Source organism: Micromonospora sp. WMMA2032, from assembly GCF_002688545.1.
Classification (GTDB): Bacteria; Actinomycetota; Actinomycetes; order Mycobacteriales; family Micromonosporaceae; genus Micromonospora; species Micromonospora sediminicola.
On sequence record NZ_CP024052.1, the window covers coordinates 2,946,870 to 2,962,788 of the forward strand.

General features: G+C 72.9%; 20 protein-coding genes. 11 read left to right on the plus strand and 9 right to left on the minus strand.

Annotated features, from left to right (window positions below; all coding sequences use genetic code 11):
* Positions 1–73: 73 nt before the first annotated feature.
* Positions 74–739, minus strand: coding sequence for a GNAT family N-acetyltransferase (locus CO540_RS13030; protein ID WP_099162237.1), 666 nt, complete (start codon positions 737–739; stop codon positions 74–76).
* 115 nt (positions 740–854) lie between these two features.
* Here CO540_RS13030 and CO540_RS13035 point away from each other — a divergent pair, with 115 nt between their 5' ends.
* The 6 genes from CO540_RS13035 (at position 855) to CO540_RS13060 (ending at position 4,189) form a co-directional block, all read left to right on the plus strand.
* Positions 855–1,550 (plus strand): response regulator transcription factor, encoded by a 696-nt coding sequence (locus tag CO540_RS13035; protein ID WP_099162238.1) that lies wholly within the window; start codon positions 855–857, stop codon positions 1,548–1,550.
* Complete coding sequence (locus CO540_RS13040; protein WP_099162239.1) at positions 1,543–2,562, plus strand: sensor histidine kinase KdpD; 1,020 nt, start codon at positions 1,543–1,545, stop codon at positions 2,560–2,562. The genes CO540_RS13035 and CO540_RS13040 overlap by 8 nt, the downstream gene beginning before the upstream one ends.
* A gap of 82 nt (positions 2,563–2,644) precedes the next feature.
* Positions 2,645–2,830: a DNA repair protein gene (locus CO540_RS13045; RefSeq protein ID WP_091584059.1), complete on the plus strand. Its 186-nt coding sequence runs from the start codon at positions 2,645–2,647 to the stop codon at positions 2,828–2,830.
* Between the two features lie 62 nt (positions 2,831–2,892).
* Complete coding sequence (locus CO540_RS13050) at positions 2,893–3,150, plus strand: type II toxin-antitoxin system VapB family antitoxin (protein WP_099162240.1); 258 nt, start codon at positions 2,893–2,895, stop codon at positions 3,148–3,150.
* Entirely contained in the window at positions 3,150–3,569 is a 420-nt protein-coding gene (locus tag CO540_RS13055) for a PIN domain nuclease (protein ID WP_099162241.1), read from the plus strand. Before CO540_RS13050 ends, CO540_RS13055 begins: the two co-directional genes overlap by 1 nt.
* Before the next feature lie 101 nt (positions 3,570–3,670).
* Positions 3,671–4,189: a hypothetical protein gene (locus CO540_RS13060; RefSeq protein ID WP_099162242.1), complete on the plus strand. Its 519-nt coding sequence runs from the start codon at positions 3,671–3,673 to the stop codon at positions 4,187–4,189.
* A 47-nt stretch (positions 4,190–4,236) separates the two neighbouring features.
* Here CO540_RS13060 and CO540_RS13065 read toward each other — a convergent pair whose 3' ends face one another.
* Entirely contained in the window at positions 4,237–4,974 is a 738-nt protein-coding gene (locus CO540_RS13065) for a Clp protease N-terminal domain-containing protein (RefSeq protein ID WP_099162243.1), read from the minus strand.
* Between the two features lie 113 nt (positions 4,975–5,087).
* Positions 5,088–7,493, minus strand: a complete 2,406-nt coding sequence (locus tag CO540_RS13070) for a ricin-type beta-trefoil lectin domain protein (protein ID WP_371682280.1) — start codon at positions 7,491–7,493, stop codon at positions 5,088–5,090.
* A 201-nt stretch (positions 7,494–7,694) separates the two neighbouring features.
* Here CO540_RS13070 and CO540_RS13075 point away from each other — a divergent pair, with 201 nt between their 5' ends.
* A complete protein-coding gene (locus CO540_RS13075; RefSeq protein WP_157779109.1) occupies positions 7,695–9,869 on the plus strand; it encodes a UvrD-helicase domain-containing protein in 2,175 nt (724 codons plus the stop codon).
* On the opposite strand, the gene CO540_RS13080 is transcribed toward CO540_RS13075, so the two are convergent.
* Positions 9,841–10,248 carry a Rho termination factor N-terminal domain-containing protein gene (locus CO540_RS13080; RefSeq protein ID WP_099162246.1) on the minus strand — a complete coding sequence of 136 codons (408 nt, stop codon included), beginning with the start codon at positions 10,246–10,248 and terminating at the stop codon, positions 9,841–9,843. The two genes, CO540_RS13075 and CO540_RS13080, sit on opposite strands and share 29 nt — an antisense overlap.
* A 14-nt stretch (positions 10,249–10,262) precedes the next feature.
* A complete protein-coding gene (locus CO540_RS13085; protein WP_099162247.1) occupies positions 10,263–11,165 on the minus strand; it encodes a ParA family protein in 903 nt (300 codons plus the stop codon).
* 129 nt (positions 11,166–11,294) lie between these two features.
* Here CO540_RS13085 and CO540_RS13090 point away from each other — a divergent pair, with 129 nt between their 5' ends.
* The 4 genes from CO540_RS13090 to CO540_RS13105 all read left to right on the plus strand — a co-directional run bounded on the left by CO540_RS13090 (position 11,295) and on the right by CO540_RS13105 (position 13,891).
* Positions 11,295–11,651 carry a VOC family protein gene (locus tag CO540_RS13090; RefSeq protein ID WP_099162248.1) on the plus strand — a complete coding sequence of 119 codons (357 nt, stop codon included), beginning with the start codon at positions 11,295–11,297 and terminating at the stop codon, positions 11,649–11,651.
* Positions 11,652–11,717: 66 nt separating this feature from the next.
* Entirely contained in the window at positions 11,718–12,215 is a 498-nt protein-coding gene (locus CO540_RS13095; protein ID WP_099162249.1) for a SigE family RNA polymerase sigma factor, read from the plus strand.
* Positions 12,215–13,261, plus strand: a complete 1,047-nt coding sequence (locus CO540_RS13100; RefSeq protein WP_099162250.1) for a hypothetical protein — start codon at positions 12,215–12,217, stop codon at positions 13,259–13,261. The genes CO540_RS13095 and CO540_RS13100 overlap by 1 nt, the downstream gene beginning before the upstream one ends.
* Before the next feature lie 132 nt (positions 13,262–13,393).
* On the plus strand, positions 13,394–13,891 hold the full coding sequence (locus CO540_RS13105; protein ID WP_099162251.1) for a hypothetical protein: 498 nt from the start codon (positions 13,394–13,396) through the stop codon (positions 13,889–13,891).
* Between the two features lie 64 nt (positions 13,892–13,955).
* On the opposite strand, the gene CO540_RS13110 is transcribed toward CO540_RS13105, so the two are convergent.
* The 4 genes from CO540_RS13110 to amcA form a co-directional block, all read right to left on the minus strand.
* Entirely contained in the window at positions 13,956–14,525 is a 570-nt protein-coding gene (locus CO540_RS13110; protein WP_099162252.1) for a kinase, read from the minus strand.
* Between the two features lie 15 nt (positions 14,526–14,540).
* Positions 14,541–15,203, minus strand: a complete 663-nt coding sequence (locus CO540_RS13115) for a pentapeptide repeat-containing protein (protein WP_099162253.1) — start codon at positions 15,201–15,203, stop codon at positions 14,541–14,543.
* A gap of 94 nt (positions 15,204–15,297) precedes the next feature.
* Positions 15,298–15,606, minus strand: a complete 309-nt coding sequence (locus tag CO540_RS13120; RefSeq protein WP_099164738.1) for a hypothetical protein — start codon at positions 15,604–15,606, stop codon at positions 15,298–15,300.
* Between the two features lie 91 nt (positions 15,607–15,697).
* Entirely contained in the window at positions 15,698–15,859 is a 162-nt protein-coding gene (gene amcA, locus CO540_RS31195) for a multiple cyclophane-containing RiPP AmcA (RefSeq protein WP_371682281.1), read from the minus strand.
* Positions 15,860–15,919 lie beyond the last annotated feature (60 nt).

Sequence of the window (15,919 nt, forward strand, 5' to 3'; positions counted from 1 at the left end):
TGGGGGGAGAGGCAGCGGACCGTGGATCCGGCCCGGGATCCACGGTCCGCGCCCACGTCGCGCGCGGTCGGGCTCAGTGCGGGAAGACGCCGAACGAGGTCCACCCCCGGTCCGGGAACCCGGCCGCCTCGGCCACCCGGGCGGAGGCGTGGTTGTCCGCGTCGTGCAGGTAGGTGGGGATCGCGCCCTCGTCCAACACCCGCCGGGCCGCCTGGGCGACCAGCCGTCGGGCCAGCCCGCGCCCCCGGGCCGCCTTCGTCGTGCCGACCGCCAACTCGTGCCCGTACGCGTCGTGCCGCTTGATCCCCACCCCGGCCAGGTACGCGCCGTCGTCGTCCCGGACCACCAGCACCTCCCGGTCGAACAGGCGCAGCCAGGGCGGTGCGCCGGGCACCGTCGGCGGCAGCCACTCCCCCACGTCGGGCAGCGGCGCCGGGTCGGTGCACCACCGGAACGCTCCGGCCTGCGTGGTGAACTCCGGCGTGCCCACCGTCGCCGGCAGCGCGGGCAGCCACTCGTCGCGCGGACGCCCGCGGATCAGCGCCCGGACCGCCTCCACCCGGTCCGGCGCCACGGAGAGGATCGCGCTGCCGTCCACCGCGACCCCGATCGCCGGGCGCAGCCGACCGTCCCATGCCGGGCGGGCACGACGGTAGGAGCGGACCACGTGCCATCCCGGTGCCGCCGGCCACTGCCCCAACCAGGTCGCCAGATGCAGGAAGAGCCGTCGGTCGAGCACATGATCACGGTACGCCCGCCGGACCCGCTCCGAACCGTGCACACCGTAAGAACCTGGCAATGGCTCACGCTCCCGCCCGTGGCTACGCTGGCCTCTCCGTACGCGGGAGGTGCGCGTGGCGCAGCGGGTGCTGGTGGTGGACGACGACCGGACGGTCGCGGACGTGGTCTGCCGCTACCTGGAGCACGCCGGCTACGAGGTCGAGCACGTCGGCGACGGGTCGGCGGCCCTGGACAGCGTGGCCCGCCGTCCGCCGCACCTGGTGGTGCTGGACCTGATGCTGCCCGTGCTGGACGGGCTGGAGGTGTGCCGGCGGCTGCGGGAGCGGCCGGACGGCGTACCCATCGTCATGCTCACCGCCCGCGGCGACGAGGCCGACCGGATCCTCGGCCTGCAACTGGGCGCGGACGACTACCTGGGCAAGCCGTTCTCCCCGCGGGAGCTGGTGCTGCGGGTCCGCTCGGTGCTGCGCCGGGCCGGCGGGGAGCCGGCCGCCGCGCCGCCGGAGCTGCTCGCCGACGGCGGCCTGGAGGTGGAGACCGGCCCCCGGGTGGCCCGCCTGCACGGCCGCGAGCTGACCCTCACGTTGCGCGAGTTCGACCTGCTGGCCCACCTGATGCGGCATCCGGCCCGCGCGTTCCGCCGGGCCGAACTGCTGGACCGGGTGTGGGGCTGGAGCTTCGGCGACCAGTCGACGGTGACCGTGCACGTGCGGCGGCTGCGGGAGAAGATCGAGGACGACCCGGCGCGACCCCGCCGCATCGTCACGGTCTGGGGCGTCGGCTACCGGTACGAGCCGGCCGATGCGTGACCTCGCGCTGATCTTCGGTGTGGCGCTGGCCGCTGCGCTCGCCGTCGGGCTGGTCGGCGCGGTGACGTTGCGGCTGCTGCGCGGCCGGTCGATCACGGTGCACATCTCGGTGCTGCTGGCCATGACCGTCGGCGCGGTGGCCGCCGGGGTGGCCGGGGTCGCCCAGGCCATGTTCCTCTCCCCGCACGACCTCCAGGTGGTGCTGGCCACCGTGGCCGCCGGCGGCGTGGTGAGCCTGGCGGTGGGCTGGCTGTTCGGCCGCCGGCTGGCCGCCGCCGCGGTCTGGGCCGACCAGGCGCGCGAGCGGGAGCGACGGATCGAGAAGGGCCGGCGCGACCTGGTCGCCTGGGTCTCGCACGACCTGCGTACACCGCTGGCCGGCCTGCGCGCGATGGCCGAGGCGCTGGAGGACGGGGTGGTCGGCGACCCGGCCACGGTGGCCGAGTACCACCGCCGGATCCGGGTCGAGACCGACCGGATGACCCGACTGGTCGACGACCTGTTCGAACTGTCCCGGATCAATGCCGGCGCGCTGCGGCTGTCGATGTCCGCGGTGCCGCTCGGCGACGTGGTCTCGGACGCGCTGGCCGGGGCGGCCCCGCTCGCGGCGGCCCGGCGGATCCGGCTCGTCGCCCCCGAGGCGGGCTGGCCGACGGTCACCGCCAGCGAGCGGGAGCTGGCCCGGGTGGTGGGCAACCTGCTGCTCAACGCGATCCGCTACACCCCGGAGGACGGCACGGTGCGGGTGGACGCCGGGTGCGAGGTCGACACGGCCTGGCTGGCCGTCGCCGACACCTGTGGCGGGATCCCCGAGGACGACCTGTCCCGCGTCTTCGACGTGGCGTTCCGCGGTGAGCCGGCCCGCACCCCGGCGGTCGAGCCGGGCGGGTCCGGCGGCCTCGGACTGGCGATCGTGCGCGGATTGGTTGAGGCGCACGGCGGGCGGGTAGAGGTGCAGAACATCAGCGACGGATGCCGATTCGTGGTCCGCCTGCCGGCTGCAGGAATCTGACGCCCCGACGGAACCGCACGCATCGATCCTGCGTCATATTCATTTCCATACATGGACAAGTTTCTCTGGGACGGTAGTGGTCATGCCGAATCATCCGAACGACCGATTCCAGCAGGACGCGGAGCAGAGCTGGCGGGCCGCCGACTCCGCCGGGCGGTTCCCGGCGCAGCCGGGCTACCGCGAGGCCCGCGACCGGGGACTCTCCTGGGCCGAGCTGAACACCCAGCCCGCCGACAGCTCCGCCTGGCGCGGCCTCACGACCCGCTGACGCACCACGCCAGGCTCGCCTTTGATGCCTACGCGGCGGCGATTCTGGTTACGTTCGGAGGCATGACACGCATCACGGTGGATGTGAACGACGAGTGGCTCGAAGCGGCGCGTGAAGCCCTGGGCACCGACACCAAGGTGGCCACGATCAACGCCGCGCTGCACGCGTTCGCGGTCCGCCGGCAGGCCCGGGAGATCGTCGCCGCCTTCGACCAGGTCGAGATGGACTTCAGTGAGTCAGCCGCGGCCTGGCGCTACGGCGGCGGGCGGGACCTGAGCCGGCTGGCCGAGAACGCGCGTGAGGGTGAGGCGGCCGCCTGATGGCTGGCCGGATCTACCTCGCGGACACCTCGGTCTACGTACTCCAGGCTCGTCACCCGGTCGTTCGGAAGCGCTTCGAGACGCTGCTGGCGGAAGGGCGTCTCGCCGCCTGCCAGACGACCTCACTCGAATACCTGAACAACGCCCCGAACCCGAAGGGCTACGAAATCCTCTGGCAGGCCCTGCGCGGACAACGCTGGCTGGACGTCACCGCCGAGGCGATGGACCGGGCCATGTCGGTTCATCGGATGCTGGCCGCGGACAGCCAGCACCGAAACTTCCGGCTGCCCGACCTCGTCATCGCGGCGACCGCCGAGCTCCACGGTGCGGTGGTGTTGCACTACGACGCCGACTACGACCGGATCGCCGCACTCACCGGCCAGCCCACCGAGTGGGTGGCCGCCAAGGGGAGTCTCTGAGGCGCGGCGACACACCGGACGGCGGGCGTCCAGGGCTTCGCACACCTGTGCGGTAGCGTCTTGTGGTCCGATTTCCGGCTACGACAGGAGAAGCTCCGCGCATGGGCAAGAAGACGATCCACGTCTCCGACTTCACCGGCCAGGTGCTGTCCCCCGACGACGAGGTGGTCAAGGTCGTCGTGCTGGAGCACCCGGACCTGGTCGCCGGGCCCGTGCAACTGGACGCCACCCCGGTCGACGTGGAGAGCATCGACGACGCGGCGCTGGACGTGGCCGTGGTGGAGATCCACGACCGGCACGGCGGCGGCGAGCCGCGCCGGGTGGTGCTGACCGCCAGCGAGTTCGACGCGATGGCCACCGACGTGCCGATGGCGCAGCTCCTGCGCACCGCCGAGCGGGTGAAGCCGCCGAAGGCCCGGCGGGCCGCCGAGAAGATCGACTACGGCACCATCGACCACGCCGGCCGGCCGCACCGGGGCCGGGTCACCGAGGAGGAGGCCCGGCTGGTCCGGGACCGCCTCGACGAGGTGAACAAGCGACTCGCCGACGCCGGCATCCGCCAGGTCGACCCCGCCGACCCGGAGCACGCCGCCCGTTACGGCTTCCCCACCGCCGACTGACCGCTCGCGTCGGGCACGTGCCCCCGTGACACGTGCCCGACGCCGGGTCAGGCCCGCTTGCGCGTCAACTCCGCCAGCGCGCCCTCCACCGCGGACTCCATCGCGTCCTTGCGCAGGCCGAGCCCGCCGAGCACGCCCCCGTCGCCCTCCTCCTCCAACAGGGCGAGCAGGATGTGCTCCGTACCGATGTAGTTGTGCCCCATCCGCAGCGCCTCCCGGAACGTCAGCTCCAACACCTTCTTGGCGCGTGCGTCGTAGGGGATCAGGTCCGGGACCTGGTCGGCCTTCGCCGGCAGCGTCGCGGCGACGGCCTCCCGGAACATCTCCAGGGGTACGCCCTTCGCCACGATCAACGCGGCCGCCAGCCCGTCCGGCTCGGCGAGCAGCCCGAGCGCGACGTGCCCCGGGGTGATCTCGGCGTTCCCGGCGGCCCGCGCCTCCTCCTGCGAGGCCAGCACCACGTTGCGGGCGCGCGGCGTGAACCGGCCGAACCCGGCGCTCGGATCGAGCGCGGCGGCGGTCTCCACCTTGGCGGCGGAACGCTTCTGGGCGGCCTGCTTGCTCACCCCCATGCTGCGGCCGATCTCCGTCCACGAGGCGCCGGAACGGCGCGCCTGGTCGACGAAGTGCCCGATCAGGTGGTCGGCGACGTCGCCCAGGTGGTCGGCGACCAGGACCGCGTCGGCGAGCTGGTCGAGTGCGTTGGAACGGGTCTTCTTGATGCCCTCGATCAGCTCGTCGAGGCGCACCGGGTGGCTCATCGTGAGCGGTTCGGTCTCATCCATGCGTCAACCATAGGTTGACGCATGTCCGTCGTCAACCTCAGGTTGACGGGACGATCATGAGGTTGACGTCGCCCCGTCCGGCCGCCAACCTCATGATCGACACCTCGCGAGGGTCAGCCGCGGACCCACTGCTGGTTGCTGCCACCGTTGCAGGTCCAGATCTGGACCGCGGTGCCGTTGGCGGTGCCCTGGCCGTTGACGTCCAGGCAGAGACCCGAGGCGACGCCGACGATCGTGCCGTCGGCGTTGACCCGCCACTGCTGGCTGCCGCCGCCGGTGCAGCTCATGATCCGCGCGCGGCTGCCCGACGCGGTGCCCGGCACGTCCAGGCACTTGTTGCCGTAGACGGTGAGCTGGTTGTTGGCGCCGAGCGTCCACCGCTGGTTCGCCCCACCGTTGCAGTCCCAGATCTGCACCACCGCGCCGTCGGCCTGGCTGGCGCCGTTGACGTCCAGGCACCGGTTGGCGCTCGCGCTGCGGATCTCCCCGGTCGGGCTGCCGGAACCGTCGCCGGGGATGATCGACAGGTTGTCGAACTGCGCGGTGACACCCTGGCCGGTGCCGTACCCGATCTGCCCGGCGACCCAGGTCGAGTCCGACACCGCGCCGACCGGGGCGCCGTCGACGGACGCGGTGAGGGTGCCGCCGTCCAGCTTCAGCGCCAGGGTGTGCCAGCGGCCGGTGCCCAGGGCCGACGTGGTGCCGCTGGCCAGCGTGCGCCAGTTGCCGCTGGTGCTGTTGCTCCGGATGGACCAGGCGCCGCCGTCGGTGACTCGGAAGTAGTAGCCGTTGAGGTTCTGCGGGCCCTGGTGGTTGTAGGTGTTGGCGCGCCCGACGAGCTGGACGTAACCGGGCTTCTCCAGCAGGACGTCCGAGGACACGGTGTAGTTGCGCCAGCTCAGGTCGCCGAGCAGGGCGTACGGCTCGGCCTGGCCGGAGGTCCAGTAGATCGGCGCCTGGTCCGACATCTGGCGTACGCACCGCCCGGCGCGGCCGGCGGCGCACCCGGCGATCTCGAACGAGCCCTGCTGGTCCATCAGGTAGCGGGCCTGCCGGCCGGTGGCGTAGCTGTCGAAGGTGTCGGCGTACGGCAGCCGCAGCGCGCCCGCCGCCGGGCTGGTCGCCGTGCCCCTGCCCTGCCCGCTGGTGGTGGTGATGCTGTAGACGTGGCCGGGCTGGACGGTGAGCGAGAAGCGCCCGCCGACCGGGGTGATGTCGCCGCCGCGGACGAAGTGGTCGGCCGGGTTGCTCGACCGGACGTTCGTCGACCACACCCGCACCACCCCGGTGGACAGCCCGCCGGTGACCGTGAGGTCGAGCGTCTGCGCCGAGCCGGCGTCCATGGTCTCGACGACGGTGCTCCAGTCGCTGGTGCTGGGCGACCTCAGCGAGACGTAGCTGCCGTTGTTGCGGTTGCCGCCGAGGTAGCCGCTGGATCCGTCGAGGTAGCGCCAGCCCGGGGCGGTGAACTGCGTGGTCTGCGCCATCACCCACGCGCTGCGGCCGATGGAGTACGCGCCGGACCACGGCTGCTGGGCCACCGCCACGCCGGTGGTCGCCCACGGGATGTTCGGGGTGATGGCGGCGATGGCCGGCCAGTTGATGTAGCCGGTCATCCTGCCGTCGAGGTATCCGCGGTTGACGCCCCGGGCGAGCGCCGCCGCGCCGGCGTTGTAGTCGTCGGAGCCGTTCTCGCTGGCCCACAGCTGCTTGCCGGTGGAGATCGCGTTGGCGGAGCTGGGGCAACTGCTCTGGGCGCTGCGGTAGCCGCAGACGTAGTGGCTGCCGAAGACCTGCACGGCGTTGGCGAACGCCGGGTCGCGGAGCGACTCGTCGGCGGCGGCCCACCCGAAGTCGTCCGAGGCGACGATCTTCACGGCGCCGTAGCCACGGGAGTTGAGCGCGGCACGCAGGTTCTTGTACCAGGTGGCGTTGTAGCCCTTCTCGTTCCACCCGCCGAGGTAGGAGATGGTCAGCCCGTGCGTGGCCGCGCAGTCCAGCCAGGCCACCAGGTAGTCGATCGAGTCGGTGGACCAGAAGTTGCCGTTGCCGATCCAGCCCGGCGCACCCCAGGCCAGCCCGGCCAGCGCGATGCTCGGGTTGCGCGTCCTGGCCTGCTCCATCAGCCACCACTCGTAGCCCCGGTCGCAGTTGATGCTGCCGCGGGTGTGCTCGTGGCTGGGCTCGGCGCCGGAGGTGGAGTTGGTGTCGCCGCCGATCTCCACCTTGAGCAGTTGCATGGCGGCCCCGTAGCCCGGTTTGAACAGGTAGTCGAGGAGGTCGCTGCGCTGCGGCTCCGGATAGTCGATCAGCAGCCGGCTGTTGCCGCCGCCGCCGCTGACCGCGCCGACGCCGTCGAACGTGCGCCCGCCGGACGCGCCGTTGACGGTGATGGCGGTCGCCGCGCGCGCCGGCTCGGCGTGCCCGGTGAGCACGGCTGCCGCCGCCACCACCACGACCACCGCCGCCGACACCGCCGTCCGCCACGCCCCGCGTCGTCGGCCCACTCTGTTGTCCACCTGGCTCGCCTCCTCGACTCCCTCGACCATTGATCGTCATACCTCGATACGTTTCGGCGATGTTAACGTTCACACCAATCGACGGTCAACGACATGGGCGCTTCCCGCGGGGGTCGGCACGGCGCCGGACCGGACGGTACGGTGGTCCCCGACCGAGTCCCGCCGGCCGGACCGGCCGGCACCGGCGTGAGGGAGGGTCGCGTGGTGTCCACGGCAGCCGACACGGCGTCCAAGGCAGCCGACATCGCCGCCGAGCAGGCATACTTCGACGTGGCGGCCGCGCACCGCGATCGGCGCCGCGACGACCTGGCGCGGCTGCCGTCCGCCGCCGCCCACGGCGCCGCCGCCGCTCACCTGCGCCGCTACGCCGACACCGCCGCCCGGGCGCTCGGCGCGGCCGACGACGCGGTGGCCTTCGGCCGGATCGACGACGAGGCCGGCGAGGTCCGCTACGTCGGACGGCACCTGATCCGGGACGCCGACGGCGAGGTGCTGGTGGTCAACTGGCACGCCCCGGCCGCCGCCGGATGGTTCGAGGCCACCGCCGACAACCCCGCCGGGATCCGCCGCAAGCGCGCCTTCACCTGCACCGGCAACACCATCGACGACCTGACCGACACCATCCTCGCGGAGATCGCCGAGGCGGTCGACGCCCACCTGCTGGCCGAGCTGGGCCGCGGCCGCACCGGCACCATGCGGGACATCGTCGCCACCATCCAGGCCGCCCAGTTCGCGCTCGTCCGCGCCCCGCGCGACCGGGTGCTGGTGATCGAGGGCGGGCCCGGCACCGGCAAGACCGCCGTGGCGCTGCACCGGGTGTCCTGGCTGCTGTTCCAGCACCGCGCCGACATGTCGGCCCCGGACGTGCTGGTGGTCGGGCCACACCCGACGTTCGTGCGCTACATCGGGCAGATCCTGCCCGCCCTCGGCGACGACGGGGTCGAGCTGCGCGACGTCGGCCGGCTCGCCCCGGACGTCCCTCGTGGACGCGTCGAGCCGGACGCCGTGGCCCGGATCAAGGGCGAGGCCCGGATGGCCGGCCTGCTCGCCCGTGCGCTGGACGCCCGGATCGGCGTCCCCGACCCGGCCGAACGGCTCCTGGTCGGCGGCCGGTTCGTCACCCTGCCCGGCGCCGAGGTCGCCGAGGCGCTCGCCTCGGCCCGGGCCGCCGACCTGCCGTACGCGCGCCGGCGCCGGCTGCTGCGCGACCGGCTCGCCGCCCTGGTGACGGCCCGCGCCGGTGTGGACCCGGGTCGGTCCGACGCGGTCGGCAACCTCGCCGAACGGCTCTGGCCGCAGCAGACCCCGACCGGTCTGCTGCGCGACCTGCTCGGCTCCACCGCGCGGCTGCGGGCCGCCGCGGGCGAGGCGTTCACCCCGGCCGAGATCGCGGCGCTGCACCGGCGCGGCGCGGACCGGTTGTCGCGGGAGACCTGGTCGGCGGCCGACCTGCCCCTGTTGGACGAGCTGGCGCACCTGATCGACGGGCCGGGCCGCCGCTACGCGCACGTGGTGGTCGACGAGGCACAGGACCTGTCCCCGATGCAGTTGCGCGCGGTGGCCCGGCGCAGCGCCACCGGCTCACTCACGGTGGTCGGCGACCTCGCGCAGTCCACCGGCACGTGGGCGCGCGACTCCTGGACGGAGGTGCTCGCCCACCTGCCCGCCACGTACCCGGCCGAGATCGCCCCGCTGCGGTACGGCTACCGCGTACCCCGGCAGGCGTACGCGACCGCGGCGGCGCTGCTGCCGGTGGCCGCGCCGGAAGTGACGCCGGTGGAGGTGGTCCGGGACGGGCCGGCGGACACCGGCGTGCACCGGGTCGGCCTGGCCGAGCTGGCCGCCCGTGCCGTCGCGGTGGCCCGCGAGCACGCCGAGGCCGGCCGGTTCGTCGGCATCGTCTGCCCGGCGCGGCAGCGGCGCCCGGTCGAGGCGGCGCTGGCCGCGAACGGCATGGCCTGGAGCAGCGCCGACCGGGGCGAGCTGGGCGGCTCGGTCAACCTGATCAGCCCGCAGGAGGCCAAGGGCCTGGAGTTCGACGCGGTGGTGGTGGTCGAGCCGGCGGAGATCGTGGCCAGCGACGAGCGCGGTCACCGGCTGCTCTACGTGGCGCTGACCCGCACCACCGGCCACCTCGACATCGTCTGCACCGGCGACCCGGTGCCGCTGGACGCCCCGGTCCGGGCCCGACCGCCGCTGGGCGGCGAGGCGGAGGCGTCGTTCACCCGGCGGGAGGCACACCGGCTGGCCGAGCACCTGACCGGACAGCTGCGCAACGCCGCCCCGCCGGCGTTCTGGGCCGACGTGCTCGCCGAGGTGCGGGCGACGCTGCTGCCGGACGGCGCGGTCAGCCCCGAGGCGCCGGCGGACGACTGATCGCGGCCGAGTCCAGCCGTCGACCCACCGTCCACTGCACGATGTCGTGCTCGATGTCGGCCTTCCTGGCCTTCGCCGGCACCGCGATGCCCAGCTCCTTGGCCAACGCCCGCAGCTTCGCCACGGTGAGCTTCAGGTCGGCGAGATACCGCACGCCGGCCGCCCGGTCACCGATGGCCGCGAGGTCGGCGCGAACCCGGTCGACGTCCAGGCCGGCCGGGACCGCGGCGGCAGCCGGCCGGGCGGTCCGCGTCCGGTCGACCACGGCCAGCTTCGCGGTGCCGTCGGCCAGCGCGGTGAGCTGGTCGGCGGGCAGCGCGCGGACGAAGTCCGCGACCCGCAGCAGGACGGCGTGGGCCAGGTCGGCGGGGTTGGACACCGGAACTCTCCTTCTCACAGGCGGGTGCGGGCCAGGAACTCGCTGGCCAGCTGCCGAAGCTCGTGCTGCACCGTCTCGTTGGCGTTCGGCACCAGCACGGCGGGCAGCCGCCGTTCACCGGCGGTGCCGAACAGGGTCTTGTTCTCCCGGACGGTCTGCCGGAACACCGGGACCTCCAGGCTGTCGGTGTGCCTCATGTAGTTGCGGGACGCGTTGATCGGCCCGCCCGAGGCGTACTGGATCATAGTGAACACCACGCCCAGGTACTGCGGGTCGATGGTCGGGCCGGGCGCGGCGACCCGGTTGAAGTCGCGGACCAGCTCGGAGACCTTGCTGCGCAGGTAGTCGATGCCGAGCGTGGACAGGTAGTCCGGCCGGGCCGGGGTGAGGATGTGCTCGCTCGCCACGATGCCCGTCCGGGTGACCATGGTGAAGTTCGGCGCGCAGTCGATGAGGATGTCGTCGTACCCGGCGAACTCCTCGGCGCCGAGCGCGTCGGCCAGCGCCCGGTGCAGGGACAGGAAGTGCGGGCTGCCGTGCTGGAAGCGCGACCCGCCGAGCGCCGCGGCGATGTCGAGGTCGACGTCGACCAGCCCCAGGTGGGAGGCGACGAGGTCGAGCCGGCCGCCGTCGGGCAACAGCGCGTTGGCCGGTTCCGGCGTGAGCACGTACGGGTGCAGGGGGCTGGTCGGCTCGTCGGCCAGCACCGACCCGAACCACTGCAGGATGGTCCTCTCGTAGGCGAGGTCCCGTTCCCAGTCGTCCGCCGCGTAGAACGAGAAGGTGAGGCTGGCCTGCGGGTCGAGGTCGATCAGCAGGACCCGGCGGCCACGCGCGGCGAGTTCGGCGCCGAGGTTGGCGGTGATCGTGGTCTTGCCGACCCCACCCTTGTAGTTGATCACGGAGGTGATGCTCATGCCGCGTCCCGCATCGGCCCATGATCGCAGGAACGGGCCCGGGTCCGCATCCGGCGGACCACCGGCCGATCGAGGTCGCCCGAGAATCCGACGAACGCCACGTTCATCGGTCTCTGCCAGGATCGGTGGATGGCGAATGTCTGGTCCGGTGTCACCGTCGACTGCGTCGACCCCGAGCGGGTCGCCCGGTTCTGGAGCGCCCTGCTCGGTCGCGAGCCCGGCGCGTCGCAGGAGGGCTGGGTCTACCTCGGTGAGCGCGGTGACCCCCAACCGAGGCTGGTGTTCCAGCCGGTGCCCGGGCCCCGCACGGGGAAGGTCCGGATCCACCTCGACGTGACGGTCGACGACCTCGACGAGGCGATGGCGACCGTGACGAGGCTCGGCGGCGGGTTCACCGGCGAGCGGCACGACTACGACGAGGGGGTCGTCGTCGTGATGACCGACCCGGAGGGCCACGAGTTCTGCCTCGTCGAGTATCGCGACTGACCCCGGGCACGGAAGATCCCGGACATGTCTGTCTACGGGACGGCCGACCTCCGGCGTTAATAGGGCGTGACGTTCGAGGAGTACGCGTTCGCGCGCACCGCGGCGCTGGTGCGGCTCGCCCGGTTGCTGACCGGTGACGAGCACCGTGCCGAGGACCTGGTCCAGGACGTCCTCGCGAAGGCGTACGCCCACTGGGGGCGCATCTCCCGGACGGATCAACCCGACGCGTACGTCCACCGGATGCTGGTCAACGCGAATCGCTCGTGGTGGCGCCGAGGGAGCAGGCGGGAGATCTCCACCGCCGCGGCGATCGATCGGGCCGGCGGGGCGGACGAGGCCGCCGGTGTCGTGGAACGCGACGCGTTGTGGCGGCTCGTCCGTGACCTGCCGACGAAGCAGCGCACCGTGATCGTGCTGCGCTACTACGAGGATCTCGACGACGCGGCGATCGCCGAGATCCTGCGATGTTCGACCGGCACGGTGCGCACGCACGCCAGGCGGGCCCTCCAGGCGCTGCGGAAGCGCCAGGACACGCCCGCCCCCGCACGGACGGGAGGAATGTGATGTCCACCGACCTCGATCAGCGCCTTGCCGCGATGCTCCAGCACCGGGCGGGCGGCGACGTCGATCCGACGCCGATCGTGGAGCACGCCCGCCGCCGCGGTCGTCACCTGCGACTGCGCCGGCGCGGTCTGATCGCCGGAGGCGCGGCGGCGGCCTGCGCCGCGCTCGCCGCAGTGGTCATGGTGGCGCCCACCGGCAGGGCACCGGATGCCGCGCCGCTGACTCCCGCGGCGCTGGCCCTGCCGGACGCGCCTGGTCAGCCCGGCGCCGTCGCGCGTCCCGAGGTGGTCGGCGCCGACCCCGGTGTGGTGCACTTCGCGGCCCCCACCCTGGTCGAGGATGCGGAGTACGCCACGTGGAGCGCGGGACGCGGCGTCGAGAGCGTCGAGTTCCGGGGCCGGACCGGTCACGCCCGGTTCGCGCTGGCCCGCAGCGCCGCGACGCTGGACGGGCTGCAGCAGACGCTGTCGTCGGCGGGACGACCCCAGCCACGGACGGACGTGAGCGTCGCGGGCCGCCCGGGAGTGGCCTGGTACGACCCGTCCGGCGACCGCCAGCTGTGGTTCGTCCGGTGGCAGCCGGTCGACGGCCTCTGGGCCCAGCTCGACATCTACGCGGCCGGCCGCGACGCGGCGACGGGCGCGGCGAGCCGGGTCCGGTTCGACGGCGCCCACCGCTGCGTCGTGCCGTTCCGGCTGCAGTCACTGCCGGCCGAAGCACGTCTGCTGGCGTGCTCGGTCACGCTCGGCCGGTCGAAGCGGGATCGCTTCGTCGAAGGTTCCCTCGTCGTAGGGGACGAATCTGGCCGCTGGCTGACGGTCCGGGCCCAACCCGCCCCGGGCAACGGGTCGAGGGCCGGCGACCTCGCCGCCGGGCCCTACCGGGCGCGCCGGCAGGGCAGCGACGTGCTGGAGATGCGAGTCGAGCCGTGCGTGGTCGAGGCGTTCCTCAAGGGCTGGGGACGCGGCTACACCGAGGCGGACGGCCTGGCCGTTCTCGGCGGGTACCAACCGGCCCGCGACCTCCACCGTCCGACGTCCTGGTGACGGTCCGGGTCGCCGGCGGAGGTCCGCTGCGACTTCCGCGCGAGGCCCGGCCGTCCCCGCCGGATGTTCGAATAGCATGCTGCGGCCCATCCCGGTCCGCGTTGCTGGCGGGCACCCGAAGAAGGGCCGAGCATGAACCACGACCTGACCGGCCGCAAGAGCCCGCCGATCGTCGCCGTCGCGGTGGCGGCGGTGTCCGGCCTCGGCGCCTGCGGGCTCGCTACTGCGCCCGGCGACGACCCATCCGGCAAGCAGGAGGTCGCCAGCGAGGGCGTACGGATCTCGGTGCCGGCGGAGTGGCCGCGTAACGCCGTGAAGTGCGGCACGCCGGTCCGGGACACCTACGTCGTCGACCTCGACATCGTCGCCGGCTGCTCGCTGACGCCGGCACCCCGCGTCGACTACGCGGAGATTCGGCGTTCCAGGGATCTCGCCCGCGACCCCGTGGCGGCGATCGCCACCGACCAGGGCGACGCGGCCGGCCACCCCGTACGCCGGGGCGGGGACGTGTTGCCGGACGGCCGGACGCGGCGGGTGGTGGTGGTCGCCGACCAGCGAGTGGTCGTCATCGCGGTCGCCGACGACCCGGCCGACGCCGACGCGATCGCCCGCTCACTCCGGGTCGACTGACCTGCCCAGGGCGCCGTTGTCACGGTGCGTCGCAACGGCCTCATCGGTAGCCGTCCGAGCTGCTCTACGGGGACGGAAGGTTCGGTAGCAGGTCGTCGTCGCGTCCGGTCTGGGGCAGCCCGGCGGCAACGGCGATGACCTCGACCGCCTCGTCAAGTCCGGTGGTCCCGGGTAGGACGAGTTCGTCGGGCCAGCCCAGGACGTCATGGGCGGCGTACCAGCCGCGCATCTGCTCGGCGGTGAACTCACCGGCCTGCGGCCGGGTGAGGTGCCGGCGCAGGGTCTCGGGCAGGGACACGTCGAGGTAGCAGAACAGCGACCGCCCCCGGTGGCCGTCCCGTAGCGCCGTGAGCATGCTCCGGTGCCGGCCGGTGTGCAGGATGCCCTCCAGCACGACGTGGTAGCCGTGGTCCAGCGCGAACCGTACGGTCTGCTCGATCAACGCCGGCGCCGCGCCGCCGGGCTTGTCCCGTTCCCTCAGCACGATGCGGCGCAGGTAGTCCTGCTCGACCAGGGCGCAGCCCCGGCCGTGCCGGCGGCGCAACTCCCGGGCGATGCTGCTCTTGCCCGAGCCGGAGTTGCCCCGGACGCAGACGAGGATCGTTTTCGGGCTGCCAGTGGCTTCAGCGCGCACAGGGCCTCCTCGGCTTCAGTCGTTGCGCACGGTGAGGTCGAGGGCGGCGACGGTCAGCCGGGTGAGGTCAGGAAGCTGGTCCTCGCCGACGGTGACGCCGCGCAGGTTGTCCAGCGGCGTCTTGAGGTCGTGGAGGCGGCTGCCCCGAAGGTCGGTCCCGTCGAGCTGACAGGAGTCCAGTTCCAGACCGGCGAGGTCACATGACCGCAGTGCGATGTGGGGTAGCCGGCAGGAAGACCACGCGCCGTTCGTGAGAGTGCACTCGGAGAAGGCGACCGAGCCGGCGGCGGCGACGCGGTGGAAGGTGGCGTAGTCGAAGCGGCAGCCGTCGAACAGGACGTCCTTGAGGCGTACGTCGGTGAGTCTGGTGCCGGTGAACCGGGAGCCGGTGATCGCGCACCGTTCGATGGTGATGCCGGTCAGGACCGATCCGGAGAGGTCGGTGCGGGTGATCTCGCAGCCGTACAGGCCGCCCGCCTCCCAGGCGCTCCCGCTCAGGTCCGAACCGGTGATCATGCTGCTGCGGATGCTGACGTCCTCGATGTGCGCCCCAGGCCACACGGCGCCTTCGACGAGGGCCTCGCTGAGGCCGTCGGCCAGGACCCTGGTGGTGTCGAGGTCGCCCCGTTCGAGGTCCGGGAGTAGGACCTTCACGTTGCCGATCGTGGTAGTGCGCATGTGTCCTCAACCGATGTCGGCGCGGGGGTGGGCACAGGATCTCACCCGACCGTCTGCGGTGGCACATCGATGACGCCAATCCGGCTCATGACGGTTACTCCTCATGGTGAGGAGTCTCGGCGGTAAGTCGGTAGGAGCGGGTGTGCCGGGCGGGCCAACCGAGGAACCGGTCGTACATGTCCCCAGCGGAGCCGGTCACGCTCGGGTTGAGCCGGTGCAGATCGTCGATCGCCTTGTGCAGGCAACCGGCCAGGTATAGGAAGAGGCTCACCGATGCGTTCTGGTACTCGGCCAGGAGCACGATCTTCGCCGCGCCGCAGGGCCACGGTTGGCCGCACCGTCGGCACAGCCACAGCGGCCGCATCGGCACGTGCGGCCGGCAGTGCTCGTCGGTGGTCGTCATCCCGACCACCCCGGCAGCGCCAGCGGATGCAACCGTAGATGCACCAGGGGCACAGGCGGACCGATCTCCGCGTAGAAGCCCCGGTCGCTGCTCATCGAGCCTCACGCTTCCGCGTCTGCCGCTCGAACACGATCTGCCAGACGTACGTCAACAGCGGCGGATCAACCGACGCCGGTCGCACCGCTTGAGCCGCTGCCGGGCGGCCTCTTGGCGGGTCGCCCATCGTCGCGTTGCGCGAGAGGTAAACGGTCATGGCCGGTCTCCGCTCGGGTCCGCCGCCTGAGTGCGGTGGGGAGCAAACCGCCGGTCACCC